Annotated in this window: 12 protein-coding genes and 3 pseudogenes; 5 read left to right on the top strand and 10 right to left on the bottom strand. The window is 48.9% G+C overall.

Annotation, left to right across the window (positions count from 1 at the left end; all coding sequences use genetic code 11):
• Positions 1–217: 217 nt before the first annotated feature.
• Both CUC55_RS23545 and CUC55_RS04655 read left to right on the top strand, forming a co-directional pair.
• A pseudogene (locus CUC55_RS23545) lies at positions 218–418 on the top strand (transposase); the annotation flags it as partial.
• Positions 419–448: 30 nt separating this feature from the next.
• A pseudogene (locus tag CUC55_RS04655) lies at positions 449–928 on the top strand (transposase); the annotation flags it as partial.
• Positions 929–1,049: 121 nt separating this feature from the next.
• On the opposite strand, the gene rfbA reads toward CUC55_RS04655, so the two are convergent.
• The 4 genes from rfbA to rfbC all read right to left on the bottom strand — a co-directional run bounded on the left by rfbA (position 1,050) and on the right by rfbC (position 4,483).
• A complete protein-coding gene (gene rfbA / locus CUC55_RS04660; protein WP_103087106.1) occupies positions 1,050–1,916 on the bottom strand; it encodes a glucose-1-phosphate thymidylyltransferase RfbA in 867 nt (288 codons plus the stop codon).
• A complete protein-coding gene (gene rfbD, locus CUC55_RS04665) occupies positions 1,913–2,839 on the bottom strand; it encodes a dTDP-4-dehydrorhamnose reductase (protein WP_103087107.1) in 927 nt (308 codons plus the stop codon). Before rfbD ends, rfbA begins: the two co-directional genes overlap by 4 nt.
• Positions 2,836–3,897: a dTDP-glucose 4,6-dehydratase gene (rfbB, locus tag CUC55_RS04670; protein WP_103087108.1), complete on the bottom strand. Its 1,062-nt coding sequence runs from the start codon at positions 3,895–3,897 to the stop codon at positions 2,836–2,838. The genes rfbD and rfbB overlap by 4 nt, the downstream gene beginning before the upstream one ends.
• Positions 3,898–3,928: 31 nt before the next feature.
• Positions 3,929–4,483: a dTDP-4-dehydrorhamnose 3,5-epimerase gene (gene rfbC / locus CUC55_RS04675; protein WP_103087109.1), complete on the bottom strand. Its 555-nt coding sequence runs from the start codon at positions 4,481–4,483 to the stop codon at positions 3,929–3,931.
• 539 nt (positions 4,484–5,022) lie between these two features.
• On the opposite strand from rfbC, the gene CUC55_RS04680 reads away from it, so the two are divergent.
• From CUC55_RS04680 to CUC55_RS04690, 3 genes and pseudogenes are all read left to right on the top strand, one after another.
• Positions 5,023–5,511, top strand: a complete 489-nt coding sequence (locus tag CUC55_RS04680; protein ID WP_425352747.1) for a class I SAM-dependent methyltransferase — start codon at positions 5,023–5,025, stop codon at positions 5,509–5,511.
• 44 nt (positions 5,512–5,555) lie between these two features.
• The gene (locus CUC55_RS04685; RefSeq protein WP_103087111.1) at positions 5,556–6,263 is read left to right on the top strand and encodes a methyltransferase domain-containing protein; all 708 of its coding nucleotides are present in this window, start codon (positions 5,556–5,558) and stop codon (positions 6,261–6,263) included.
• A gap of 219 nt (positions 6,264–6,482) precedes the next feature.
• A pseudogene (locus CUC55_RS04690) lies at positions 6,483–6,620 on the top strand (integrase core domain-containing protein); the annotation flags it as partial.
• A 47-nt stretch (positions 6,621–6,667) separates the two neighbouring features.
• Here CUC55_RS04690 and CUC55_RS04695 read toward each other — a convergent pair.
• The 6 genes from CUC55_RS04695 to CUC55_RS04740 all read right to left on the bottom strand — a co-directional run bounded on the left by CUC55_RS04695 (position 6,668) and on the right by CUC55_RS04740 (position 18,769).
• Positions 6,668–8,845 (bottom strand): glycosyltransferase family 2 protein, encoded by a 2,178-nt coding sequence (locus CUC55_RS04695; protein ID WP_103087112.1) that lies wholly within the window; start codon positions 8,843–8,845, stop codon positions 6,668–6,670.
• 5 nt (positions 8,846–8,850) lie between these two features.
• On the bottom strand, positions 8,851–9,378 hold the full coding sequence (locus CUC55_RS04700; protein ID WP_425352741.1) for an ABC transporter permease: 528 nt from the start codon (positions 9,376–9,378) through the stop codon (positions 8,851–8,853).
• 1,704 nt (positions 9,379–11,082) lie between these two features.
• Entirely contained in the window at positions 11,083–11,736 is a 654-nt protein-coding gene (locus CUC55_RS04710; protein WP_103087114.1) for an ABC transporter ATP-binding protein, read from the bottom strand.
• A gap of 3,357 nt (positions 11,737–15,093) precedes the next feature.
• On the bottom strand, positions 15,094–16,377 hold the full coding sequence (locus CUC55_RS04730; RefSeq protein WP_103087117.1) for a capsule biosynthesis protein: 1,284 nt from the start codon (positions 16,375–16,377) through the stop codon (positions 15,094–15,096).
• Positions 16,374–17,966: an LTA synthase family protein gene (locus tag CUC55_RS04735; protein ID WP_170063825.1), complete on the bottom strand. Its 1,593-nt coding sequence runs from the start codon at positions 17,964–17,966 to the stop codon at positions 16,374–16,376. The genes CUC55_RS04730 and CUC55_RS04735 overlap by 4 nt, the downstream gene beginning before the upstream one ends.
• A gap of 14 nt (positions 17,967–17,980) precedes the next feature.
• On the bottom strand, positions 17,981–18,769 hold the full coding sequence (locus tag CUC55_RS04740; protein WP_067652914.1) for an SDR family NAD(P)-dependent oxidoreductase: 789 nt from the start codon (positions 18,767–18,769) through the stop codon (positions 17,981–17,983).
• Positions 18,770–18,784: the final 15 nt, after the last annotated feature.

Genomic DNA, 18,784 nt, shown 5'->3' on the forward strand with positions numbered 1-18,784 from the left:
AGCCAAATCGCAATGGTGGATGAATCCCGCTGCGTTGAGCAACCGATAAAACCTTTGCACCAGGCTCCATCGCCTCAGCGTAAGCGGCAAGCTGATACCGTTCAGCGCGCCTAATTCCACGGCATGAGCGCATCGAGATTGACGTGCCCCCAATAAATTAGGCCATTTTGAACTGGAANTTTCCACTTATGATCCCGGTTGGGAAGAGGAGAATTCAATGAAGGCGTCCAAGTTTTCGGAAGCGCAGATCGCATTTGTGTTGAAGCAGGCGGAGGATGGAATACCGATCGGTGAGGTTTGCCGCAAGGCAGGCAGTTCGGATGCGACGTTCTACAATTGGCGTAAAAAATACGCGGGCCTGATCCCCTCGGAGATGAAGCGACTGCGGCAGCTTGAGGAGGAGAATGCCGAGCTGAAGCGGATTGTGGCGGATCTCTCACTGGACAAGGCAATTGACATAACCTACGTTCCGATGGCTCGCGGTTTTGTCTATCTCTGTGCCGGCGTGGACTGGTTCAACCGCAGGGTTCTGTCGTGGCGGCTGTCGATCACGACGGAAGCAGCTTTCTGTATCGCAGTAGTCGAGGAAGCGCTGGCCCGTTATGGCAAACCCGACATATTCAATACTGACCAGGGATCGCAGTTCACCTCGATGGACTTCACGGCAGTGTTGAAGAAAGCCGAAATCGCCATCTCGATGGATGGCAAGCGCGCTTGGCGGGACAATGTCTTCGTGGAACGCCTTTGGCGTTCGATCAAATACGAGGAGGTCTACCTCCACGCCTGCAAGACCGTGTCCGAAGCCCGCGTCGGCATTGGCCGATATCTGACCTTCTACAATAGCCGACGCCCACATTCATCCCTTGACCGGCAGACGCCGGATCAGGCCTACTTCAACGCGCTGGCACCTATGATGGTGGCAGCATAATCGAGGCGGAAATCCACTTAACGAAACGCCCGAAACTGTTCAGACAAACCGAACCAGCTCTCTTCTCGCTTGAACCGAAACACCATTACACTGTGGGACTAAACGAATAGCTAAAATATACTCACGCATCTATCAACTTGAGCAGGGATCGGCCATATGCAGTCTTCGNAAACATGTTCCCATATTCACGAACCTGCTCTCGAGTAATCCAGCCGTTCATATACGCTATTTCCTCAATACACGCGACGCTCGTCCCCTGCCGATGCTGGATAGTTCGTACGAATTCCGAAGCTTCCAACAGGCTATCGTGAGTGCCAGTATCCAACCACGCAAAGCCACGCGACATACGCTCAACGAATAGCTCGCCCNTTTCCATATAAAGTCGGTTCAGGTCGGTAATTTCATACTCGCCACGTGCAGACGGCTGCATGGTGCGCGCATATTCGACGACTTTGCTGTCGTAAAAATACAGGCCGGTGACAGCCATACGCGATTTGGGTGACGTTGGTTTCTCTTCCAACGACAAAGCTCGCCCGTCCGCATCAAGCTCGACCACGCCATACCTTTCGGGATCATCCACTTCATATGCAAAGACCGTCGCACCCGCCTTGCGGTGGCTTGCCTGTGCGAGCAGCCCCTGAAGGCCGGCCCCGAAAAAGATGTTGTCGCCAAGAACCAATGCGACGTTGTCGTCACCGATAAATTCAGCACCCAATGTAAACGCTTGCGCCAGTCCGTCTGGTTTGGGTTGTACGACATAAGAGAAGCTCAGTCCCCAACCAGAACCATCGCTGAACAAACGCTTGTAGCTGTCGATATACTCTGGAGAAGATATGATCAATATATCGCGAATGCCAGCTAGCATCAAAACAGATAACGGATAATAAATCATCGGCTTGTCATAAACGGGAATGAGTTGCTTATTGACGGCCAGTGTCGCTGGATGAAGCCGTGTACCGCTGCCGCCGGCAAGTATGATGCCCTTCATTTATTGTCTCCTGAAATTTCATTGGCACGCGATGTTTGGATTATCCGGGCAACTGTTTTTCGCGTAGAGCTTCGCCACTGCGGGAGGGAGACACCATAAATATCTAGGAGCTTTCCGCAGTTCAGGCGCGAGTTGGTTGGCCTTTTTGCAGGAGTAGGGTAATCACTTGAAGGAATTCTGTTCACCCCAGCAGACGGACCGCCCATCTCAGCGGAGGCTCTGAAAATTTCTTCGGCAAAATCGGCCCAACTGGCCTCGCCGGTCGCCGTCATATGGNAAATCCCTCGTAGTCCAGGGTCGGTTGAGGCAATAAGGCTGCGGGAGACCGCAAAGACTGCTCCGGCAATATCGAGCGCGGATGTGGGGTTTCCGAACTGGTCGTCGACCACGTTGACGACGTCACGGCCCTCGCCCACTCGGAGCATTGTCTTCAGGAAANTTTTTCCGAATGGACTGTAAACCCAGGCGGTACGCAGTATTGCATAATTGTCCGTCGCCGCCGCCACAGCCTTTTCGCCGAACAGTTTGCTTGCACCGTAAACGCCCAACGGCGATACCGCATCGAACTCTCTATATGGTGTTCTTTTAGCGCCATCGAAGACATAGTCTGTCGAGATATGCACGATCGGTATGTCGAGCTTTGCCGCCGCCTCTGCAAGAGCCGATGGTCCGTCTCCGTTGACAACGTGCGCAAACGCACTCTCGCTCTCCGCCTGGTCTACAGCGGTGTAAGCAGCGGCGGATATTATGAGATCAGGTTTGACCTCCATCACCGCACTGGTGACGGTTTCCGGTCTTCCGAGATCAAGCTTCGGTCTGCCTACAGCAATGATCTTCACCGAAGCATCGCTTGCCGCTTGTTGAATGAGCGACTGTGCGACCTGACCATCCAGCCCGGTGACAAGATAGCGTTTGACATTCATGCCGCGGCTCCTGAGGGTAAAAGACCCAGCCGCTCACCCTTGTATCGCTGCCGTAAGGGTGACCACCACCATTCGTTTTCGAGATACCATTTAACTGTTTTCTCGATCCCTGTGTCGAAGTTTTCGACGGCTTTCCAGCACAATTCTTGCTCGAGTTTTGTTGCATCGATTGCATAGCGTGCATCATGTCCGGGCCGATCTTCAACACATTTAATCAATCTGGAATGTGGGCCATGTTCAGGGCGAAACTCATCCATCAGCGTGCAAATGCGGTTGACTACATCTATGTTTCGCTGCTCGTTTCTGCCGCCCACATTGTAGGTTTCGCCAACACGTCCGCGCTCTGCGATGAGATCCAAAGCTTTGGCATGATCTTCAACAAACAGCCAGTCACGTATGTTGCTCCCGCTACCATAAACAGGCAGAGATTTACCCTCCATCGCATTGATGATCATGAGCGGAATGAGCTTTTCCGGGAAATGGAATGGTCCATAATTATTCGAGCAGTTGGATATCACAACTGGCAAGCCATACGTCCTCTCCCACGCTTTCGCGAGATGGTCAGACGCCGCCTTTGTGGCAGAGTAGGGCGAACTGGGATCATATGGCGTGGATTCGGTAAATAGGCCTTCCTTTCCCAATGAACCGTAGACTTCATCAGTTGAAATGTGAAGGAAACGAAATGTCTCTTTGGCACGGCTGTCTAAAGATTGCCAATAAGCACGCGCGCATTCGAGCATGTTGAAAGTGCCAAGCACATTTGTTTCAACNAAATCTTTGGCACCCGTGATAGACCTGTCAACATGGCTTTCGGCTGCCAAGTGCATGATGCGATCTGGTCTGAAGTCCGACATTGCTTGTGTTATCGCTGTCTTGTCGCAGACATCTGCATTTTCGAAACGATATAGCGGATTATCATTCACTGACACCATAGACGTAAGGGTCCCGGCGTAGGTCAACTTGTCAATGCTCAACACATCAAAGCGCTTATCGTTGACGAGATGCCTTACTACCGCAGACCCTATAAAACCTGCACCACCGGTAACTAGTACGCGCATTTACTCAAATCTCCCGATTTATTTTGTCGCTCTAGAGGAAATTGGTCTCCAACTCAGCCAGCAGTGGTTGCTTTTTATCTCTTTCAGAAAGAACTACGTCACCGCCAGCAACTGGCCAATTGATGTTCAGCGCCGGATCGTTCCAAAGCAAGCCGCGATCACAATCGGGCGCGTAGTAGGCAGTCACCTTGTAACTGATGACAGTATCTGGTTCTAATGTGCNAAATCCATGAGCAAATCCANGGGGGATCCATAGCTGATGAGCATTATCAGCTGTTAGTTCCGCGCACACGTAGTGACCGTAGGTTGGAGAGCTTCTTCTAATATCAACCGCAACGTCCAAGAGAGCACCTGCAGCGCAAGTAACCAACTTTCCTTGTGCGTGCGGCTCGAGCTGAAAATGCAGCCCTCGGATCGTCCCAGCTTCCGCAGAAAACGAGCGATTTTCCTGAACAAATACGAAATTCCCGATATTGAGTTGAAACCACTCTGAGCGAAAAGTTTCCATAAAGTAGCCTCGGGTATCACCGAAACGAGTTGGCTTTAAGAGCACTACGTCCGAAATGTTCAAGGGGTCGTACTGCATTGCGTGCCTTTCTTCTTAACGAGTTCCTTCTTCAACCATAGGCGTTATTTCAGTGCAACGCCAAAACCCAACTTCAGGCCTAAAGCTCGACCGAAAATCATATTGGTCGACTATATAAGCATCTTTACCATTCAGGACGCCCGCGCTGGACACAGCTGACTCTAGGCCGAAAACAAAAACGGTTCTCAATCAGTGCGGACAAATGTTTCCTGTGGCAGTCGACCAAACTCCTTCTGAACAGTCGAACTGTCAGGCGAATTCGGGGCGGCGCAAGTATCAAACATTATTGAAACGATAACAATGTTGTATCAGCCCACCTAGCATGTTAAACGCCGTCAAGAAACCAAACAGAGGGCCCAAGCATGAGCGGAGTTGAAGAAGAAAACATTCTCGCCCGGCACAAAAACAAGTGGGACGTGTTAGCAAAGGAAAACGACCGCTACTACGTACGCTCGGTACATCATGAGCAATCAGATGAGGAATACGAAGCAAGCGGCNAAAAAAACGTCGAGGAGCATATTCTTAACGATCCGATTCTCATGGCTAAGCTCGGCTGCCTTGCAGAAAAAAACGTTCTAGAAATTGGCTGCGGTTCGGGTCGTATAACTCGAACTCTCTCTAAGCATTTTATGAACGTTGCAGCGCTGGATATTTCGAGGACAATGCTTGAGAAGGCGCGCTACTTCGTAAACGAAGAAAATGTGATATTTTTGGAAAGCAATGGTGAAGATGTGCCTTTGTTTCCTGCTAGCGTTGATTTCGCATTCTCGTTCATCGTCTACCAGCACTTCCCAACGAAAGAAGCGATCCTTCATTCGTTTCGCCAAGTTGCCCGCTCATTGAAACCAGGCGGCGTGTTTAAGGTACAGGTTCGCGGGATTGCCAATCCGGATCCAAAACACTGGGCTTGGGGTCCTCATTTCACTAAAGAAGACGGTCTAGCCCTCGCCAATTCGGCCGGACTTAAAGTTATAGAACTGCGAGGAGAAGGTTCTCAATATTTCTGGATGTTGCTCGAAAAGAGCTGAATTCCAGCGGTCATCTCTGAAAGGTAACAAGAAGAGAGATCTACATGCACGACACTGCGCTTGAAAACTCAAAATANTTTTTCGAAACTTACACACCCGGACGCTCAAACCTGAAGATTATCGAAATTGGCTCGCAGAACGTTAATGGAACCATCCGGGTTAATGCACCAGCTGATTCTGAGTATATCGGACTCGATTTCGTTGAAGGAAGGGGTGTAGATGTTGTTATTGACGATCCCTACGTTCTTCCTGTCGAGGATGAGTTCGCCGACGTAGTCGTGTCATCCTCGTGNTTTGAGCACTCAGAGTTCTTCTGGCTGTCGTTCAACGAAGCGTTGAGAATATTGAAGTCCGACGGATTATTATATATCAACGTCCCATCNAATGGTGGATTTCACCGATATCCAGTGGATTGTTGGCGATTTTATCCCGACAGCGGCATAGCCCTCCAAAACTGGGCTCGCCGTTGTGGCTACAATGCCGCTCTACTGGAATCTTTCATTACATTGAGGAAGAAGGACCAGTGGAATGATTTCGTAGCTGTCTATGTTAAAAATGAAGCTTACGTACCTAACTATCCAGAACGGATCCACCTTCGACGGGACGACTACTTGAATGCTCGTACTTATGGATCGAATAGCTTTACCAACCCATCAGATCTTACCGAAGATCAGATTATTGCAATACGTCGATTGGAGCGGTTGGGAGAAATTTCCAAGATAGCCTCGCCTCAGATATCATCCCGTTACTAGGAGTAAACTTATTGGCTTCAATTGCGATGTNAAATTGACGTATTCTGAGTGGATTAAATTTCCGGCAGTAAACAAATGCCAATCCCGATTCTCCGACCCGTCCGTTACGAAGGAATTTCTGGATGATCTCACAGTGTTTGAATGAATAGCCCTGCGTTTCGTAGACACCTCGGTAATCCACCCGCAAATTAACGTGCTTCAAAAGTAGAATTTTCTCGGGCAGAAGCCTTCGTCAAAACGTTCAAGCGTGATTACGTCACGGTCAACTCCATTCCGGACGCNAAAACGGTAATCGCCCAACTGCCAATGTGGTTCGAGCATTACAACACGCTTCACCCTCACAAAGCTTTGGGATAGCGGTCGCAACGGATACTTTTGGGCTCTTTGCTGGTCACTATATCGGATCAGGAACTTCTGTTCGTTCGGGCCTTAAAAACACGAGTTGGAATCGAAAGCGACGGAACGGAACTCCCCTTGAGGTAACCCGGATTTATGGTGGGGTCCTGAAAAACCTCAGTCCTGTGAAGCCGACGTAGGCTAGCTTGTTCAATTTCAAATCTTTTCCTATTAGGCCCGTGCGTATCTTCTCCACGAGAGGCCGATTCATGATGATACAGCGACGCGAACGGAGTCCAAACTGCTTTAAAACCTTTTCTGTACGCACGTATGCAATAGTCGACATCGTTATAAGCAACCGCGAAGTTTTCTTCGTCAAACCGACCTACTAAGTCAAGACAATTTCGAGAGATCAGCATTGCCGCTCCAGTAACGCAAACAACAGAGTTTCGTACATGTAGCCGATTCATCGGACCGCCAAAATTCTCAGGCTTGTTAATATACCAATGACCTGCGAGCCCTCCGAACCCAACGATCACCCCTGCGTGCTGTATGGACCCGTTGGGATACAGAAGTTTCGCCCCAACTATTCCCACGCCCTCAAACCGAAGGCAAGAAACCATCTCTTTTAACCAGCTAGACTCACGTACCTCTATATCATTATTGAGCAATAGTACGCACTCGCCTTGGGCAAGATCTAACCCGCAATTCACGGATCTAGAAAAGTTAAAAGCCTCGTGTCTATGAGAAACCCGAAATTTTTCCCCAGATTGCTGATANTTTTTATAAAGCTCCAGCACTCGGGAATCGGTGGTACCATTGTCGACAACTATAACTTCAAAATTGGGATAGGAGGTCTCTTCAAAAATCCCTCGCAACACACATTCTAAAAGTTCATAACTATCCCTGCTAGGAATAATGATAGAGACTTTCGGCCAGTCGCCAACGTTGTCGTAGGTTAGGTCTATGCGGTGTAGGCTAGCCGTTAACGCCGGCTGAACTTGAATCACGTGCCCGCTTCTTAGAAAACTATCGCACAGAGCTTTTCGAGCTGCGTTAGTCGCTTTTTCGATGAAGCGTTGAGAATACGAGCCCTTTGTACGACGCCACCAGTACGCTGGGAACGGTAGATGATAGACCTTGCTACGGTCGAGATCCTCCAAGTATCGCNAAAGCAGGTCATAATCTTGAGATCCATCTAAGGACTGATTGAAGAGCCCGAGATCAAGAANTTTTTGCCGACGATATATAGAGAAATGGTTTATATAGTTCATACCTGAGAGTAGAACTGGATCGTAAGCCGGCTTCAACATCAGGCCCTGCGGCTCTAACCTCTCGCTGACAACGGCCTCGTCCGTATAGAGAAACTCTACGTCAGAATTTTCTAGCAGAGCACTAAGAATAATTTTGAACGCATGCGGCGCAATTACGTCATCATGATCCAGAAAAGTTACCCAGAGACCCGAGGCTTGAATTACGCCAGCATTTGTTGCTGCGGCGATTCCGCCGTTGATATCGCTAATCAGAACTTTAATGTTCTGCTCGTGAGATAAGCTTTGGTAAAATGCCAAGGTCTCGGTCGAAGTCGATCCGTCGTCACTAAGAATTAACTCGGCTCCCATGGAACCCTGCGACATAAACGAACCTACCAAATCTTCCAAGTGCCTCTTAGGGGCATTGTAGACTGGCACAACAACGCTCAGCCACACATTTCCANGGGGGGAGGGCTCGGGCTCTAACTGCGCAAGTTGATAAATAGAATCTAGGTAATCGCTCACCTCATAGGATACGGATTTTGGGAGACGTGGTANTTTGAGCCAAAATCGAGGAAGAGGTTTGACATTCCATAGCTCGCCATCTTCACTGTACCCTCGAACCCGAACAAGGTGCTCGGCTTCTTCTCGGGTTTTCGAAGCAGCAACTGAGAACAAAAAATCACACGGTTGTGTCGCCGGGTCAAAACGAAGTGACTTATTGACGCCAACGATCCCAACGTCGACGATAATTGCAACTTTCCGCGTAGATTTATATGGTAACGAATCCTCTTCTCGATATCCGTGTCCTCTATTCAAGTACAGCCTAGGTTCCAAAGCTTCGCTGCACGAAGAAAGAAAGATGATTAGAAATGGAGATCTTATATATCCAAAACTAATTTCGAAGCTAGGGTCCTCACCTGTACTAATCCAATGATCAGGGTTCGACCCCGCTATCGCCAGGTCAGCGTTTTGGATAANTTTCAATTTCATTTAAGTTAGTTTTCCAACATTCTCATCCGAAGCGATCTTTCCAGAGCAAGTCCCGCAGCAAGCGCTGTAACCCCGAACCAAACTACGTATTGTTTGTCGAGAACTCGGCTATTATATCCTAAATAATAGGCTTCTCTCATCCACTCAACCAAGTGAAACACAGGATTCCAGGACAGAACGTACGTGACCGGTTCAGGCATAGTCTGCACAACAAAAAGGGTACCGGAAGAAATATAAACTACAATCATTGTGAGAGCATAGATTGTTGCGAACAACGGGAGAAACATCACAATGACTCCTGCCAGAAAGCCCATGCCGACCGCAAGCAAAATCGACGCCCCGTATGCCTCAACAGCCAGAAATGGATCGATAGGAAAAGGATCGTCTCCGAGGGCTACTAGCGTTAAAAACATAAGCCCCAACGTTATGAATGCAGCAATCACTTCGAGCACGCTTCGCGCCAGCATAATGTCCAATACAGTAACAACTGGGAACGCCAACATCGGTCGATTGAGAACCAGCGAAAGTGACATAAATCTCGATATGTACATAAAAGCTAAGGTAGGTATAAGCCCTGTGGCNAAAAAAACATTCAAACTCTCACCGTANGGGGCGCGNCGACCCATAGCGCTGTAGATCAGCAATAGAATCAACATATGTGCAAGCGGCCAAAGAGAAACTACTAGNAAACCAAGGCCATGATCGAAAAACCTTGATCTCATATCTCTGAGGATCACTGCATTCATCACGTTCCGNTTTTCTAAAATCGCACTTAAAACTGTGGACCGTGGAGTATTCTTAGTCCTACCCATCGCACTCGTACCTATTCAAACAACAGCTCTTTTGGGATTTAGAAGTCGAGTAAATCGTGAAGCACCACCAGTGCGACTGCTCCATTGTAAATTCCTCATAAGATCAATCCGCAAGTCGGCTTCTCACTAAATAGGAAATTCCAATCGCACCACCCCAAGACAAAACGCTGCCGATGACGACGACAATGAACCATAATCCCGATTTGGGATAAGTTGCCTTATCAGGCACCCTTGGGTCGAGGAAGCTCTCGAGGTACATCAGTTGCTGTTGGCTTGTGAATCTGACCTGTTCCAACGTTTTGGCGCTTGAAGCAAACTGAAGTTCAGAAAGGTTCTGCGCTAGTTGTAGTTGAGCTAACTCCTGTGAAACATCCGCCAGATTCGGCTCACCGCTAGCCAACTTCCTCCCAGCAAGCTGCCTCTTCAGGTCTTCGACTTGTTTTTCTGTGCTTTCTATTTCCCGCTTTAAAACCTTCATTTGCGGCGCGGAAATTGACACATTCGAGAGTTGGGCTTCCATTCGCCCCTGAAGTTGAAGCCTTCTCCCCTCGAGATTGACAATAAGTTGATTTACCAAATCGGCGCTGCTTTCCACCGATATTAATGAATTTCTATTGCGAGCACTTGTTATACCCGCGCGTGCACCCTCAAGCTGTGCAGCGGCGTGCTTTAGATTTTCCTCTGCGGTACTAATAACATCTTTCCAAATTCGAACATTAACATCATTCACAACGGCTTCCGATGCAGAAAGCACATGTTGCAAAATCAAAGAGGCATCATAAGCCGTGAAGGCCCTCACCTTCACAGAAACGATCCCGCTTCCAGGGCTGACGGAAACTTTCGTCATACGCCTCCAATATTCGGTCATCTCCTCAATACTGGCGTTGCGTTGCAACCGTGCCCACAAATCTATATGCTCGTTTCCGAAAATTTCCTTGACGCTTACACCTCTAGTTTCAAGAGCCTTGACCATTTCGTAGCTCTGGATGTAATTAACGACGATCATCGTATCCTGAGCAATTTTTGCAGATGGTATTCCTGTAACGCTAGCCAGTTGGTCTTTACCCAATGCAGACGTCGAAGAACGAACGGTGAAACGCGCCTCAGACTCGAATTGATCTGACGCNAAATAACCGAGATATATCGCTGAAGACGCAATCGGCNAAAAAAGAAGTCCAAACGTCAAACAGATAAAAAGTGAGTAAAATAATCTGTCTGCAACGCGGGGCCGTAGACCTACCGCTTTGAACAAGACGCTTCGTGAAGAAGTACTAAACCGAAGTTTTCTCGCTGAGAATGCGAGTTCTTTAGACACTTGTTTGCTGGCAGCCAGACCTTTCAGTCTCTGTTGCTCCATTCTCCCGCCCTGATGTGGCGTGTCGGTCATTCTGCTGCTTCCCGATCTACCGCTCGATGGCGGAACTTCTATCGATTGAGTCTATAGTACGCTTCTATCGCGTGTTCGACGTCATCATAAAATATCATCCTGCCGTCAACGAGTAAGTAACATTTGTCGCAGTAGCTGTGGATAGTGCTCATTCCGTGCGAAATCATGATCAAGTCAGAATTCTTACGTCGACTTTCAAATTCGTCCTTGCACCTCTGCTGAAATCTAGCGTCACCGACCGCAGTGATTTCATCAACTAGGTAACAGTCGAATTCGATTGCCATAGAAAGGCCAAAAGCTAACCGAGCAGCCATACCGGAAGAGTAGGTTCGAAATGGCGCATTTATGTAATCACCCAGTTCCGCAAAATCCTCCACGAAACTGGATACTCGNTTTACANTTTCACCGTACGCCCTAGCAACAAAGTTAAGGTTCTCTTTACCAGTCATCTGACCACTAAAACCACCAGCAAATCCGAGCGGCCAAGACACGCGTAGATCNTTTTTTATGACGCCAGAGTTCGGCAAAATGGTTCCCGCAATCATCTTCATTGTGGTCGATTTTCCGGCACCGTTAACACCAAGTATCCCATAAGAATGACCGGACTTAAATTCAAGGCTGACANCCTGCAGAATTACTTTCTTGTGGCTCTTAGTCTTGAAATATTTGGAAACGTTCTCAAATTTGATCATTTCAGTGCCTGTGATCTTCTACAGACGCATAGGCGAGAAGAAGAGTTGACCAGAGGACCAGCAGACCAATAAATATCAGGAGAGGAGAAGCTATACGACGAGGATAAAGGGCTTCCTCTGGAAGAGAGGGCCTCACAAAAATGGTTAAGTAAACCCCTTTGCGCGCACTAGCAGCCAATGCCTGATCATAATTTCGACGAGAGGATTCATAAAGTCGCTCTGCGACCATTCTATCTGTTTCTAGTCCAGTAAACTTGCCCATAATATTCGATAGAGAACTACCTTCGCTTCCCGTTAGTCCACCACGCAATTCCGAAATCTGCTGATTTAAACTGTCTCTTGAAAGAGCAAGTTGCCTGTAACTAGGCGAGTCAGTACCTGCAGACTGCTGAAGCACAAATAACTTATCCTCAATACCAAGTTTACGTGTCAAAAGATCGGACAAAAGCGCTCCAGTCTGCTGTGCTTGGGCCGTTGGGCTAAAAANCCCAATCTCCTGCTGAAAACTCTGGAGGTTCGTCAGCGATTTGCGGTAAAGACTGTTAGTGCGATCCACTTCCTTTCTAAACCCAGCAAGCATGTCAGAGCGTGCGCGATCTGAAAGCTCATTAACCAATTGCTCACTCTCGTTTAAGAGGGCATCGGCCAGTGTCACCGCGTCTAAAGGAACAAACGCTCGAACTGAAATGGTAACTATTCCAGACGGCCCGTCAACGTAAGCAGAAACATGTTTACTCCAATATTGGAGAAATTCCTCTTGGCTACCTTCAGCATCGAAACGTGAATAGTAATCGACATTATCATACTGNAAAATTCGTCTATAGTCGACTTCACCATCCAACCGCCTTAATATTTCTGATGACTGTATAAAACTGGTCACTATATATGCGTCTTGACCTGAAGCATTCATGCTGACCGAACCAGTATCAACCGAAGCGCTAGCTCCATCATCCACCACTGATCTAACCGCGAACCTCGCTTCAGCAACAAATTGGTCAGAAGCAATGAAAGTAAAGTAAAGTAGCCCAATGAAACTTGGTACAAGTACAAGAATGCNAAATGAAATTATTTTCCATGGTGGCGCTCCAGGAACCTCATTCTCGGCATACTTTGGCGCAATCCGTTCTTTGGTTTTAAATGCCAGATANTTTTTTTTGTTACCGTAGAATGTGAGCCAACGGTTACGTTTCTCGTTTGTCTCCAGCTTGACGTCCGGCGTCAGCGTTTCTGCATCTGAAGTCGTCAGTGTTTTCATACGAATCTCTATAACATCGTTAAGTGTGTCTCTTGATCGCTTCTCGTAGATAGTGGTCCAGAATAAGGTCTTCCTCAATAAACGTTTCGGCAACGGGAAACGTGCGCAGTCGATCCGCTAATTTCTCCAAAGCAGGGTGAATGGCCGATATGGGAATATTTTCCTCTTTAACACCCAAGAGCTCGCTTAAAGATCGTTGATAATGCCGGTGGTATCCATATCCAACAATTGTAAATCGGGACATCAGGTTAATCGCAGCCGCAACATCTCGCCTCGTTACACGTTGCTCAAGTGACGTTGATACCAACTGTTTTGTAACCGGAGAAGACAAGCCCTCACGCACTCTATCANCCCCCGTTTTTAACGCCTGAATTATCGCTCGGTCATCATCAAGGTTGACATCAGAAAAATGCTCGGCGACGGGAGCAAGATTTAATTTGTCTCGATCACCAAGAAACGTAATCTGCCCGCGAGACAAGCCTTTCAGGGTAAGCAATCTACAAGCCATTTCATAGTAAGGCTCAGAGAAACTAGCCGCAACTTCNAATCCNTTATCAAGAAATTCTTCGTAATTTCTCAGAAACAGTCGACCACTAATGAATATAGATTCCACGGCATTCAGGTGGAAAGCCTGCAATGTCGTCTCATGGCCGAAACGTTCTACGGCTGATATGGCGTATTGGAAGAGCTCTCCACAGTACGAATCCAGCTTAGGTTGCGGTACTATACTCATATCAAGACGTAACAGCTTCATGTTACGTACATCGTCCGCGACCCGTCTGTAGATAAGTAAGCCGGTTTTCGCGTCTCTAATGGTCAGTCGACTTTGACTTTCTATATCCTCGATCATCGNTTTATCGATTACAAAGCCCACCAAACCTGTTTCATGTCGGCCGGACTGCTTGACGGCCAACCGCTCGTGGATGCAAGGGAGAAACAATTCGGTTCCGTCGTCCTTGGTTACCACAATAGACGCGGTCTCGGAGAACCCATCTGGGATCATATACCCTTCAACAATATCGCCGCGATCAAACTCGAGATTGAATAGCACTGCTGGTCCTTTATGAAGAACGCGGAACTACACGCGGCGCGCTAGCAAGGAAAAACACGGNCCCCCAGGATNGGTCGGATCCTCAGCTTGAATGGTGACAGAATTGTAACCGATGTGCCGTATTAGCTCAATTATTTCGTTCTTTTCCAACCAGTAGTGGCGATCCTTCATTCCCCCACAAAATGACGCATTCTCTTGCGCACTTTGGTAACTCCGCTCGAAATAACGCATCTCCATGCCGGCCACATCACGCACCTCAACGCGCCCACTAAAAGGTGCGCGGCGTACATCTGCTCTGGGCATTTCTTCCTCGTGAAAATAGTGCGTCCAGATAAATACTGCATCAACCCGTAAAGCCAAAAGGCGTAAGAATTCGCCCGGGTCTGGCATATGATATAGAACACCTGATGCAAGCCCGAAATCGTATCGCTGATCGTAGGTCGTCAGCCACTCCTTTATATCCCCAAGATGGAACGCGGCCTTATCGATATTGAGTATCTCNTTTGTCACGAGGCAACGGAAATAGCACGATTTATTCGCCTCAATCGCATCGATCCTTGCAGGTCTTTGCTGATTCAAAATGTAGGTGTGCATACCTTCTAGCGGTCCAACTTCGAGTACCCGTTTCCCCTCTATCGAACCATATGCCGCCAGAGCGTCCTTAATCCGTCCATCAACAAATAGCGGAGTGCTCCCACCTCNGACACCGCTTTCTGGCGGAAAGGCCGATGTCCAACCCGGAATAGCATCAACCGCATTTTGCGAGGTCGGAAGACGGTCTTCATATTCAGCAAATGACTCATCCATCTGCGCAACACGCAGCGATTGGCCTTTTGCAGTGAACCGATTTAAAAGCCGCAGCGAGACTTTCCATACCTTTTTCTTCAGGAGAGCCAGTTGTTCAGAGTGTAACCAGATATCTCTCAAAATTAATCCTCGAATGTCATCTGTGGGAAGTTCAACTGATTAAAGGCAGCATAGTCCTATTGATCAACGACGTAATTTGTCAGCCATAATTGGATTGCCGTGTAGCTGGTTTGCTAGACAAACGCTACGGGAATAAACCACCAACAGCTTTGGGAAATTTTGTCCGGTTAGGGCTTGGCTTCAATGGAGCAGGNAAATTCACATTCCGATTTAGTACCCTATCCGCTATTGCTTTTGCACCAGCGTCGGCACCTTTCCGGGAGTAGAAATTGCCCCGCACCTGCACCGCAGCTGCCAACAAACGAACAAAAGCTGAAACGAGCACGCCATTTGGCTTGTCCGGCGCATTCCAGAACTCATCCAACGTCTTTTGGTCACTCAAGCCAGGAACATCATAGATCGCTCCCCCGAGAACTTTAGTAGGAACACCATACATCAACCCAGGTAGCGCAGCGGATGAATTCACAGTGACAATACCCGTCGCATCCTTCATCNAAACTGCCAGATCACCACCCTCGATGTAAGTTACTCGATCCNTTATCTCACATTTAAGGCTGAGCTCTTCGATAAGCTTCCTCCACGAAATAAGCCCATTGTCCAACGGATGCAGTTTGATGATCAAGCGGTGTGAGGTGTTCGCATGTCTTGCGAAAGATGTTATAACTTCAGAAATCGCATCCCGCTGGCTCTTAAAGCGCGAGTGGGCGCGTAGTTGATAATCTGTCTCGAGCTGTAACGGATATACAAAGCGAGGGTGCAAACTGCTTACCAGGTCTCTCACTTTTCTACCTGCGTCTCTCTCCCTGCTCNTTTGAGTGGCCAAGCGAACTATCCATCCAGCATATTCCGCCAGCGGGTGAAATATCCCGTGAAATCTGTATCGTGGATAGAGAAATCCCAGAAAGACAGACGGCAGATAATAGGTCAGATCAGCCAGCGCCTCGCTTAGGAACGTGTGCGAATATTTCCGCGTCCAGTCCGGCTCGGGTAAATCTGCGGCTGCTTTGAAGATCACGTCCGGATCGTTCGGAAACCGAGAATTGGATGACATGCCATCCAGTTCAACGGTCACCCAGTCAGGCCTCAGATAGCCCATCTCGATAACGACGACTTCGAGACCACGTTCCTTGGCCGCGCGCACTGCCTCCTTATGGTAGGGACGCTCTTCGCCAAGCAGGATGATGGTGCCGATGTTACGATCGTCCATGAACGACCGGATATAGCTGCCCCACTTTTCGAGGCTGCCGCGGTAATTGGATGCCCCGCCACGCCGCCAAAAAATCTGGTCTCCGACGTTGAGATTGATGCGATAGCACGCCCGGCCTGCGCGGGTGAGATGCTGTGCAATCTTTGCAAATAGAGGCGAGGAAGGGCCTTGTAGAAATAGGAATGCCCTTTCGCTGCTCATTTAAACCGCTCCTTATAGAGATGGGCATGCCACAGGAGTGTTTCGAACAGGGTCCATGGCGCTTCAATGCGTGAGGGCGTAGACTTGTGCTGTTCTTGCTTGGCTTTTGCCAATGGAACGATAAAATAATCCGTTCTTGGATCTGGGAAAGGGTCGGCGTAGCGTTTCAGCAGCGGGGCATGATCACCATAGAACGCAAGCCATACAGGACGGTCGTACTTGTCCAGTTCATCTATCAGATAAGCCAAGGCCTCGTCCGCTTTGCGCAGGAGCTCTTTATAGATATCGACCGGGTCGGTCAGCTCCTCGCATCGACCTGGCTCCCACGGTCCGTGATTTGCCATGGACGCTACAAAAAGCAACGCGGATTGCCTTTTGTCGACCTTGTCTGCAATATGCNAAACTTTCTGGGTCAGACGCATATCGGAAACATAGGCGCCATCTCTCTCCAGGACATGATCGAAATCATCCAGCATCGTCATTTCGCTGAAGCCGAGTATCGGCATGGCTTTGTGCCGCAGAAAAAATGTCCGGTCATAGGGGTGTATGAAATGGGTGAGCCAACCGGCCTTGCGTAATTTGTTTGGCCAGACGACGTCGGCATAATGGGACGCCCTAAGATAGGGGTAGCTGGCATCGGCGTGTACGTCGGCAGGCTGAAGACCGCTCAGGACGGCGAATTCGGTACGAAGCGTGTAACCACCCTCAAACACCGTGGTCATACGCCCCCATTGCGCCGCACGCTCCTTTAATAAATCGATGGTCGGCAACTCAATATCCTGATCGCCCGAATTTCTGAGATCCATGAAGGACTCGGATTGCCAGACAATCAACAACGGCGCGTCGTGGTTCGGCTCACCGAGCATGTCGTGGATGACGCTTTGCAAGCCTTGGGCGATCTCCTCGATGATAGCGTCGCGTTTCATACCAAGCCACATCATGAAATGATAGCTGACGGAGGAGAACGTCCCGAAGCGGGTTGTATTGGATTTCACGTTGAGTGTCGTCAAGAGCCGCTGCGAAACCGTGGCCGCCAGATGTCCGACAGGTTTTACAAACAGTAGCAGAACAGACAAAGTTGGAACAAGGATGCCAACCATGATCCAAAGTGGCGTGTAGCTCTCCGGAATGATGGCTGGTTCAAAAACCATGAAAAGCGCTGTTACGCCAAAGACATAACCGAGTGCGATGATCCAAAACACGATATTGAGATTGGTGGCATAAAAGATCGACTTGTATTTGAAAACGTCCACCACCAGTGCAATATCTGAAAACACCAGCGGTTCGCGAATGAAGATGTATTTCGCGCGCGAAATGCCCGTGAAGATCACNAAAAAACTGATCGTACCTAGGCAGCAATAGAGTGGCCGCCAGGAGATGGCNAAAAAGATCGAGAACACGAAAAGAATGATCGGCAGCCGCATGACATGCTCGACCAGCACCCGTCCCCAGCCATGCGGCAGGCGACTTTGCCGTCTTGCCGACTGTGGCATTGCAAATGGATCTGTCAAATAAACGACAAGCGCAGCGACGATGAATGAGGCGGCTGTCAGCGTGATCGGATGATCATCATGTATAAACATATCCATGAAGCCCTGTTAAACTAAGGTGTCAGGCGCGCAAGCCGCCAGAACATGACCGGCTTTATGAAGGCCGAAAAACACGATAAAAGTTTCAACGTGAGGCCAAAATGGACCTGTCGTTTTCCTCTTTCCGTACCATCCACCAGCAATTGCGCCACCGCCTGCGGCTTCCAGGGACGCACTGCCCCCATCAGGACCTGGGCCGCTGGCGGACGAAGGCCGATTTCACGCTCATATTGTGGCGTCAATGTATCCGGCGGGTAGCAGATTGAGACCGACACACCATAACTCTGGGCTTCGAGCCTCAACGCTTCTGCAAAACCTGTGAGCGCCGACTTCGACGCGCAGTAAGCGCTATAGGCCGGAATCCCAATGAGGGCTGCACCGGACGATATCAGCATGATACGCCCGCCTCGCCTTTGTCTCATTCCGGCAAGGACGGCTCTAACGGCGTAGACAGTGCCAAAGAAATTTACAGCCAGCTGGGCGTCAAAAATGTCCGAAGACTGTGCGTCGAAAAACTGTGGCTCGACTCGGCCAGCCGAAGTGACCAACACATCACATGGTCCATGTGCGGCTTCCGCAGCGATAACGGCTGCACGCATTTCAGTCTCGTTGCAGACATCGACGGTAACAAGAAGGATAGCATCCTGAGTTGCCGTATTGGCCTTGAGTAGCTCCTCGCGGGCGTCTTGCAGAATATCGGCCCTGCGTGCCATCAAGGAAACTCGATACCCTTTGGCAAGATATATACGGGCGACTTCAAGCCCTATCCCGCTTGATCCGCCTGTTATGATGAGGTGAGCCATAAATTCGTTTCCAAA

The sequence above is a fragment of the Agrobacterium bohemicum genome (assembly GCF_002896715.1).
GTDB classification, from domain to species: Bacteria; Pseudomonadota; Alphaproteobacteria; order Rhizobiales; family Rhizobiaceae; genus Agrobacterium; species Agrobacterium bohemicum.

Bases quoted from the DNA above. Each gene is read 5' to 3' on its own strand.
- CUC55_RS04680 (WP_425352747.1), top strand. From the start codon at position 5,023: ATGGCTAAGCTCGGCTGCCTTGCAGAAAAAAACGTTCTAGAAATTGGC.
- CUC55_RS04700 (WP_425352741.1), bottom strand. From the start codon at position 9,378: ATGTCACTTTCGCTGGTTCTCAATCGACCGATGTTGGCGTTCCCAGTT.
- CUC55_RS04740 (WP_067652914.1), bottom strand. From the start codon at position 18,769: ATGGCTCACCTCATCATAACAGGCGGATCAAGCGGGATAGGGCTTGAA.